This is a genomic window from Streptomyces sp. NPDC050418 (assembly GCF_044458745.1).
Classification (GTDB): domain Bacteria; phylum Actinomycetota; class Actinomycetes; order Streptomycetales; family Streptomycetaceae; genus Streptomyces.
In genome coordinates this window covers 601,439-609,944 of record NZ_JBITIG010000003.1, presented here as the reverse complement: position 1 = coordinate 609,944, position 8,506 = coordinate 601,439, and the positions used below count along the sequence as shown (strand labels likewise).

Annotated in this window: 8 protein-coding genes; 2 read left to right on the top strand and 6 right to left on the bottom strand. The window is 69.7% G+C overall.

The window, feature by feature from the left end; genetic code table 11:
* Positions 1-253 precede the first annotated feature (253 nt).
* On the bottom strand, positions 254-1,201 hold the full coding sequence (locus tag ACIBI4_RS10245) for a LysR substrate-binding domain-containing protein (RefSeq protein ID WP_399203217.1): 948 nt from the start codon (positions 1,199-1,201) through the stop codon (positions 254-256).
* Between the two features lie 148 nt (positions 1,202-1,349).
* On the opposite strand from ACIBI4_RS10245, the gene ACIBI4_RS10240 reads away from it, so the two are divergent.
* Complete coding sequence (locus ACIBI4_RS10240) at positions 1,350-1,904, top strand: peroxiredoxin (RefSeq protein ID WP_399203216.1); 555 nt, start codon at positions 1,350-1,352, stop codon at positions 1,902-1,904.
* A 5-nt stretch (positions 1,905-1,909) separates the two neighbouring features.
* Complete coding sequence (locus ACIBI4_RS10235; RefSeq protein WP_399203215.1) at positions 1,910-2,455, top strand: alkyl hydroperoxide reductase; 546 nt, start codon at positions 1,910-1,912, stop codon at positions 2,453-2,455.
* A gap of 70 nt (positions 2,456-2,525) precedes the next feature.
* On the opposite strand, the gene ACIBI4_RS10230 is transcribed toward ACIBI4_RS10235, so the two are convergent.
* The 5 genes from ACIBI4_RS10230 to ACIBI4_RS10210 form a co-directional block, all read right to left on the bottom strand.
* The gene (locus ACIBI4_RS10230; RefSeq protein ID WP_399203214.1) at positions 2,526-3,272 is read right to left on the bottom strand and encodes a hypothetical protein; all 747 of its coding nucleotides are present in this window, start codon (positions 3,270-3,272) and stop codon (positions 2,526-2,528) included.
* A 33-nt stretch (positions 3,273-3,305) separates the two neighbouring features.
* On the bottom strand, positions 3,306-4,679 hold the full coding sequence (locus ACIBI4_RS10225; protein WP_399203213.1) for an AI-2E family transporter: 1,374 nt from the start codon (positions 4,677-4,679) through the stop codon (positions 3,306-3,308).
* Positions 4,680-4,828: 149 nt separating this feature from the next.
* Positions 4,829-5,554 (bottom strand): transglycosylase SLT domain-containing protein, encoded by a 726-nt coding sequence (locus tag ACIBI4_RS10220; RefSeq protein WP_399203212.1) that lies wholly within the window; start codon positions 5,552-5,554, stop codon positions 4,829-4,831.
* 400 nt (positions 5,555-5,954) lie between these two features.
* Entirely contained in the window at positions 5,955-7,277 is a 1,323-nt protein-coding gene (locus ACIBI4_RS10215; protein ID WP_399203211.1) for a PhoH family protein, read from the bottom strand.
* Between the two features lie 315 nt (positions 7,278-7,592).
* The gene (locus ACIBI4_RS10210) at positions 7,593-8,378 is read right to left on the bottom strand and encodes an isoprenyl transferase (protein ID WP_399203210.1); all 786 of its coding nucleotides are present in this window, start codon (positions 8,376-8,378) and stop codon (positions 7,593-7,595) included.
* Positions 8,379-8,506 lie beyond the last annotated feature (128 nt).

The window sequence follows — 8,506 nt, the reverse complement described above, 5'->3', positions numbered from 1 at the left end:
CTCCCCGCGTTTTGGGGGGGGGGGGGTGGTGTTGTGGGGGGGGGGGGGGGGGTTTGGGGGGGGGGGGGGGGGGTGTTGGTTGGGGGGGGGGGGGGGGGGGGGGGGGGGGGGGGGGGGGGGGGGTTGGGGGTGGGGGGGGGGGGGGGGGGGGGGGGGGGGGGGGCGCCTGCGGCGGGCTTTCTCCCCCACCCCGCCCCTTCCCGAAACCGGGGCTTCGCCCCGGACCCCGCATCCGAACTTCGTTCGGATCTGCTCAATCGCCGCAGGGGCTGATGGGCAACCCCCGCACCGCCCCCCGAAGTTCCTCCGCCAGCTCCGCGTACTCCTGCCCCCGCCCCGCCCCTGCCCGTGCCACCAGCGCGATACGCCGCGAGGGGGCAGGGTCCGCGAAGGTGCCTGTGACGAGTTGGGCCGAGCGGGTCGTCTCCACTGGCAGGGCCGTGCGGGGCAGCAAGGTGGCGCCGATGCCGCCCGCGACCAGTTGGACCAGGGTGGACATGCTCGCCGCCGTCGTCGTGACCGGGGCGTCGCGGCGGCCCGCCTCGCGGCAGACGTCGAGGGCCTGGTCGCGCAGGCAGTGGCCCTCGCCCAGGAGCAGCAGGTCGAGGTCGCGCAGGACCGTGCGCGGGATGCCCTCGCGGCCGCCGAGTTCATGGCCGAGCGGGGCCACCAGGACGAAGTCCTCGTCGAAGAGCGGGAGTTCGACCGTGCCGGGGGCGTCCAGCGGGACCGCGAGCAGGAGCAGGTCGAGGCGGCCCGAGGTGAGGCCCTCCACCAGGGAGGACGTCTGTTCCTCGTGGACCTGGAGGTCGAGGGCCGGGTATTTCTCGCGTACGAGGTGGAGGACCGTCGGCAGCAGGTACGGGGCGACCGTGGGGATCACGCCGAGGCGGAGCGCTCCCGTGAACGGGCCCCGTACGGTCGCGGCGTCCTCGACGAGCTGGTCGACCGCGGCGAGCACCGACCGCGCGCGGACCGCGAGCCGCTCGCCCTCGGGGGTGAGCAGCACCTTGCGGGTGGTGCGTTCCACGAGCCGTACGCCCAGGACGTCCTCCAGGGAGGACAGCGCGCCGGAGAGCGCGGGCTGGCTCGTGCCGGTCGCGGCGGCCGCGTCCCGGAAGTGCAGATGCTCGGCGACCGCGGCGAACGCGCGCAGCTGCGCGAGCGTGGGCTGCCGGTCGCGCTGCCTCGCCAAGGCCATGCGCCCCCCTTCCGTTGATCGATAGGTCCGATCACGGTGAGCGAGTCTAGCTATTTCTGCGATCAGTACGCTCCGTGTGAAGATCGGGATCCGTCCAACCCTCCGGAAACCTCCCAAACGGGAGATTTCCACATTGCAAGGAGAGCGTGTGCTCACTGTCGGTGACAAGTTCCCCGCGTTCGAACTGACCGCCTGCGTCTCGCTGGAGAAGGGCAAGGAGTTCGCGGAGATCGACCACAAGACCTACGAGGGCAAGTGGAAGATCGTCTTCGCGTGGCCGAAGGACTTCACCTTCGTGTGCCCGACCGAGATCGCCGCCTTCGGCAAGCTGAACGAGGAGTTCGCCGACCGCGACGCACAGGTCCTCGGCTTCTCCGGTGACTCCGAGTTCGTCCACCACGCCTGGCGCAAGGACCACGACGACCTGCGGGACCTGCCGTTCCCGATGATGGCCGACTCAAAGCACGAGCTCATGCGCGACCTCGGCATCGAGGGCGAGGACGGCTTCGCCAAGCGCGCCGTCTTCATCGTCGACCAGAACAACGAGATCCAGTTCTCCATGGTGACCGCCGGTTCCGTCGGCCGTAACCCCAAGGAGGTCCTGCGGGTCCTCGACGCCCTGCAGACCGACGAGCTCTGCCCGTGCAACTGGACCAAGGGCGAGGACACCCTCGACGCCGGTGCGCTCCTGGCCGGTGAGTGACCCTCATGGCACTCGATGAGCTGAAGTCCGCACTGCCGGACTACGCCAAGGACCTGAAGCTGAACCTCGGTTCGGTGATCGGCAACTCGGAGCTGCCCAAGCAGCAGCTCTGGGGCACGGTCCTCGCCTGCGCCATCGCCTCCCGCTCGCCGCGCGTGCTGCGCGAGCTGGAGCCCGAGGCGCGCGAGCAGCTGAGCGCCGAGGCGTACACGGCGGCCAAGTCCGCAGCCGCGATCATGGCGATGAACAACGTCTTCTACCGCACGCGCCACCTGCTCTCCGACCCGGAGTACGGGACGCTGCGCGCCGGGCTCCGGATGAACGTCATCGGCAACCCGGGCGTGGAGAAGGTGGACTTCGAGCTGTGGTCGCTCGCCGTCTCCGCCATCAACGGCTGCGGCCAGTGCCTCGACTCGCACGAGCAGGTGCTGCGCAAGGCCGGGGTGGACCGCGAGACGGTCCAGGAGGCCGTGAAGATCGCCGCCGTCCTGCAGGCGGTCGGCGCGACGCTCGACGCCGAGGCCGTCCTCACGGAGGCCGTCGCAGTCTGAGCGGCAGGAGAAGTACGGAGGGGCCCGCCGACCGGTCAAGGTCGGCGGGCCCCTCCCGTACGCCCGCGGTCTACTCCTTGAGCGCCGCCATCAGCGCCTTCATGTCCGCGGCGAGAATCGCCTGTACGCCCTTGTAGTCGGGCTGTCCGGTGGCGGCGTCCGATTCGCCCTCCTTCCATTCGTACGAGTGGAAGAGGGTCATCCGGATCACCACTCCCCCGTCGAGGACCGCCAGCTGCGGGGTGCCGTACGTGTCGTCGTGGACGAAGACGGCGCGCTCGCCGAGGCCGTCCACCTCGCGGAAGTCGACGACGCCGTCCCCGGGTTCCCAGTCGGACTGCGTGGCCAGGACCTCGAACTCGGGCTGCGGATCGGACTTCTTGTGCAGGACCAGCTCGACGGACAGTTCGTAGTTCACGGCCCCGTGCTTGAGGCCGCCGAGCTGCACGTCGCACCACGCGCGGTCCATGGCCGGATCCTCGCGCATCGCGCGGTGCTGGGGCCGGGGCGCGCCGTACTTGGCGCCGAGGCGGCGCAGTTCGGCCTTGGTGCACAGGTCGTCGGGGAGTGAGTAGCCCTTGAGGTCGGTGGGCGGCCGCTCGTTCACCTCGTACAGCACGCCCGCCCAGACGACGGACGCGGCGAGCGCACCGCCGGCCGCCCACAGCCAGGGCCTGCGCCCGCGCGGCAGGGCAAGGGGCTCCGGCGGCGCGTCCTCGTCGTCCAACGCGTCGGATGAGACGGCCGGGTCGGCGTGCGCGGCCGCCGGGCGCGGTATCTCACCGTCGTCGCCGACCAGTTCGGGCTCGGATATCAAGGGCTGCCGTCCGTCGTCGGGGACGGCGGCCCGTCATCCGGGAGTGCCGTCCGTCGGGGCCGTGGCCGCCGCCGGCGCGGGGGGCGCGCTCGCCGCCGCGGCCTGCTTCAACGCGTTGTCCTGTGCGTACGTCCGCAGATATCCCACCACGGTGTTCGTCACCGCGACCAGAGGTACGGCGACGACCGCTCCGCCGATTCCGGCGACCATGCCGCCCGCCGCGACGGAGAGCACCACGGCCAGCGGATGCACCCGCACCGCGCGCCCCAGGATGAACGGCTGCAGCACGTGCCCCTCGATCTGCTGCACGGCCAGGACCACGATCAGGGCCATGAGGGCCGTGAACACGCCTTGCGTCACGAGCGCCACGACGACCGCGAGCGCACCCGAGATGACGGCGCCGACGAGGGGGATGAACGCGAACAGGAAGATGAACACGGCGAGCGGCACCGCCATCGGGACATCCAGGAAGTAGATGCCGATACCGATGAAAATGGCGTCGATCAGGGCCACTATCACCGTGCCGCGCACATACGCGGTGAGCGTCCGCCACGCGCGCGGGCCCGCGCCCGCGACGCCCGGACGGGCCGCGGCCGGGACGAGCTTGAGGGTCCAGCGCCAGATGCGCTTGCCGTCGTAGAGCAGGAAGAGCGTCGAGAACATCGCGAGCAGGATGCCGGTGAGGATCTCCACCATGACGGTGACGCCCGCGAGGCCCGCGGAGGTGATCTCCTCGGTGTTGGTGCCGATGGTGTCGCGCAGGTTCTTCGCGATGTCGTTGATCTCGTCGTCGGTGACGTGGAACGGGCTGTCGATGAGCCAGTCCTTCAGCTCGTCGATACCGCGCTGCACCTGACTGGAGAGGTCGTCCAGGTTGTCCATGACCTGCCAGACCACGAACCAGCCGACCAGGCCCATGATGACGAAGCCCGCGATGAACGTGACGGCGGTGGCGAGCCCGCGCGGCAGCCCCATCCGCTTGAGACGGGCGACCGTGGGCTGCAGGAGCGCCGTGATGAGCAGGGCCGCGACGAACGCGAACACCACCAGCTGCACGGAGGAGATGGCCCGCATCAGGACCCAGAGGGCGCCGGCGAGCACGAGGAGGCGCCAGCCGGCCTCGGCCGCGACGCGGATGCCCCAGGGCACGGCGGCCACGGGGTCGGCCTTGGCCGCTATGGCCGGCGCGTACGCGGGGGGCGCGGGCACGGTGTCGGGCGGGGTATCGGGCGCGGTCTCGCCGCCGCGCGGCGTCTCGGCGGCCTCCTCCCGGCGTACGGCGGCGGCCTCCGTCTCCGCGTCCCGTGCGGCCGAGGAATCCTGTTCCTCGCGCCGCTCGTCGAGCCGCTCGCCCATGCGGGAGAGCCCGTTACCGACGCGGCCGAGCCACCCTGGCAGTCTCGACATGATCTTCCTTCTTCCCCCCACCTGATCCCCCCGGATCCGAACGGCTCGAACCTACACGCGCGAAGCCCCCCACCGAAGGACGGTGAGGGGCTCCGCGAAGTTGAGCGGTACCGGGGCTGCATTTTCCGGGGGACACCCCCGGACCCCCGTCAGTACCAGTTGTTCTGCTGCCAGAAGTTCCAGGCACCACACGGGCCGCCGTAACGGTCCTCCATGTAGTTCAGGCCCCACTTGATCTGAGTGGCCGGGTTGGTCTGCCAGTCGGCGCCGGCGGAGACCATCTTCGAGCCGGGCAGGGCCTGCATCAGACCGTAGGCACCGGAGGAAGGGTTGGTGGCCTTGTAGTTCCAGCTGGACTCGTGGTCCACGATGTTGCTGAAGCACTGGAACTGGTCGGCGGGGACCATCTGGCGCGCCATCGCCTGGACTTCGGCGACGGAGTACGAGGACTGCTGGGCGAAGTCACCGGCGTCGGCACGCGCCTCGGAGCGGCTGGCCGCGAGCTTCTCCTCGCGCTCCTTGGCCTTCTTCTCGGCGGCGGCCTTCTCGGCTGCTTCCTTCTTGGCGACAGCGTCCTTCGCCGCCTGCTTGCGGGCGTCTTCCTCCGCGGACTTCTGCGCCACGACGTCGGCGGCGGCAGCCTGCGCGTCGGCCTGCTGGGTCAGGGATGCGGTCTGCACCTCGACCTGCTGGCCTGCGGGTATGTCTGCGAGGAGAGTCCCTCCGTCGGCAGCGGTCGCCTCGAAGTCGTTCGAGGGCTCCTGGGTGTTGCCCGAGGCAACGCCCACGACTGCGCCGACAGTGGTGACCGCGGTGGCCGAGGCCACTGCGAATCCCCGGACCGAAATCCGGCTCACACGGTTTCCTTCCAGCATCGCCCGAGGGGTGACCGTTCGGACGCAATCGTGCCCCTAAGCGCTGGCTTCCCCCCTGAAACGTGGTCACGGGAAGCGCGGACCCGGTGGGGCAACTCCTGTGCGGGAGGAGCCTCTTGTGTCGCGGGTGGCATACGGCGATCGCTATGTAGTTGAGGTTCCAACGTGGTTCAACTGGTCCCGTACCGCTGGGGGTACAGGAGTGCCGTATGCGGGGCCTGACAGGACCCAGACTCTGCCGGAACCGGACGGGCCGAGGCAATTCTGCGTTGCGTGGGAAAGCTCACACCCCGTTTACGGCATCAGTTTCGCGGAACCGCGCACACGCGAAGGCGCCGCGCAGGTAAGCTCTACGGCTTTCCCGCGCGGCGCCCAACTGCCGCTTTCCCGGCCACACTTCTCAGATGTGGCCGTCCTCCAGCATTTCGGTCACCAGGGCCGCGATCTGCGAACGCTCGCTGCGCGTCAGCGTGATGTGCGCGAACAGCGGGTGCCCCTTGAGCTTCTCGACCACGGCGACGACACCGTCGTACCGCCCGACCCTGAGGTTGTCGCGCTGCGCGACGTCATGGGTCAGGACGACACGGGAGTTTGCCCCGATCCTGGACAGAACGGTCAGCAGAACGTTCCGTTCGAGGGATTGGGCCTCGTCCACGATGACGAAGGCGTCGTGCAGGGAGCGTCCGCGGATGTGCGTGAGCGGAAGCACCTCCAGCATGCCGCGCGCGGCGACCTCCTCGATGACCTCCTTGCCCGCGACCGACCCGAGGGTGTCGAACACGGCCTGCGCCCACGGGCCCATCTTCTCGGCCTCGGTACCGGGCAGATAGCCGAGCTCCTGCCCGCCGACCGCGTAGAGCGGACGGAAGACCATCACCTTCTGGTGCAGCCCGCGTTCGAGTACGGCCTCCAGACCCGCGCAGAGCGCGAGCGCCGACTTGCCGGTGCCGGCCCGGCCGCCCATCGAGACGATCCCGACGTCGGGATCGAGCAGCAGATCGAGCGCGATGCGCTGCTCGGCGCTGCGCCCCTTGATGCCGAAGGCCTCACGGTCCCCGCGCACGAGCCGGACGTTGCCGTCGGCCGTCACGCGCCCCAGCGCCTTGCCGCGCTCGGAGCTGAGCATCAGGCCGGTGTGGACCGGGAGATCGGCCGCCTCCGGGACGTACAGCGTCTGCTCCTCGAAGAGCAGATCGACCTGTTCGCCGGAAAGGTCCAGCTCGTCCATGCCCGTCCAGCCGGAATCCGTGATGGCGAGCTCGGCGCGGTACTCCTCGGCGAGGAGGCCCACGGAGCTTGCCTTGATACGGAGCGGCAGGTCCTTGGAGACGACGGTGACGTCGTACCCCTCGGCCTGGAGGTTGCGGGCGACTGCGAGGATCCGGGAGTCGTTGTCCCCCAGCCGGTAGCCGGCCGGGAGCACGCCCGGGTCCGAGTGGTTGAGTTCGACGCGGAGCGTGCCGCCCAGGTCCCCGAGGGGGATGGGGGCGTCGAGCCGGCCATGGCGGATGCGGTAGTCGTCGAGCCGGCGCAGGGCCTGCCGGGCGAAGTAACCGAGCTCCGGGTGATGCCTCTTCGCCTCGAGTTCCGTGACCACGACGATCGGGAGTACGACCTCGTGTTCATCGAAGCGGTGGAGGGCGCCCGGGTCGGCCAGCAGAACGCTGGTGTCGAGTACATAGGTGCGCCTGTCGGGCATGCGGCGCTTAGTGCTGGTCACCACGGAAGGACGTACCCCCTCAGCAGAGGTCGGGGAGCGACGACGTCGCGGGCTTTCCCGGACCGGTCGGCCAGCAAGGGCCGGAGACCGGCCCAACCACGACGCCGCACTTGCGTACGGTCCACCTGGTGCAAAGGGCCTCCCGGGTGAGCGGGCTCTGTGCCGCTCACTGAGATACGGCTTCCGTTTGTCGGACGCCGACCTGGAAGGGATATTCCCTCGAACACGCGAAGCCATGCAATGGCATATGACGACGCTTCGCCGAACAGTTGGTGACCTCTGTCACCGAGGGGGCCCGCCCCACCCCGAACAGCAGGTCTACGCGCCGAACCGCCGGTGCCGAGCCGCGTAGTCGCGCAGGGCCCGCAGGAAGTCGACCTTGCGGAAGGCCGGCCAGAAGACCTCGCAGAAGTAGTACTCCGACAGGGCCGACTGCCAGAGCATGAAGCCCGAGAGGCGCTGTTCGCCCGAGGTGCGGATGATCAGGTCCGGGTCCGGCTGTGCACTCGTATAGAGGTGCTTGCCGATGGTTTCGACGTCCACGGACTCCGCGGCCTGTTCCAGGGACACCCCGCGGTCCGCCGCGTCGAGCAGCATGGAGCGGACCGCGTCCGCGATCTCCTGCCGCCCGCCGTACCCGATCGCGACGTTCACGAGTATCCCCGTGTTCGCCCCGCTCGCTTCTTCCGCTTCCTTCAGTACGGTCTGCAGACCGGAGGGGAGTACATGGGTCGCGCCGACGTGGTGCACACGCCAGCGGCCGTCGCGCGCGAGCGAGCGGACCGTGTCCTCGATGATGCCGAGGAGCGGGACCAGCTCCTCCTTCGGACGGTCGAAGTTGTCCGTCGACAGCAGCCACAGCGTGACCACCTCGACGTCCGTCTCACTGCACCAGCCGAGGAACTCGGAGATCTTGTCCGCACCCGCCTGGTGCCCCTGGGCCGTGGTCGAACCCGCGGCCTTCGCCCAGCGCCGGTTGCCGTCCATGATGACGCCGATGTGCTTGGGCACCTGGTCGTGGTCCAGGTGGCCCTCCACGCGGCTCGCGTACAGCCTGACCAGCAGGCCGCGCAGCGTGTCGCGCAGCCTTGAAGAACCAGCCACGTTCGTTTCAGCCCCTCACGTGCAGACGGCAGTCCCCGAGCCCGAAAGCCTACCGCCGCAGTAAGGGGCCTCCGGCGCGGGAGTGTCACGGTTCCGACGTAAGTCGGCCCATCCTTCTGACGTAGGTT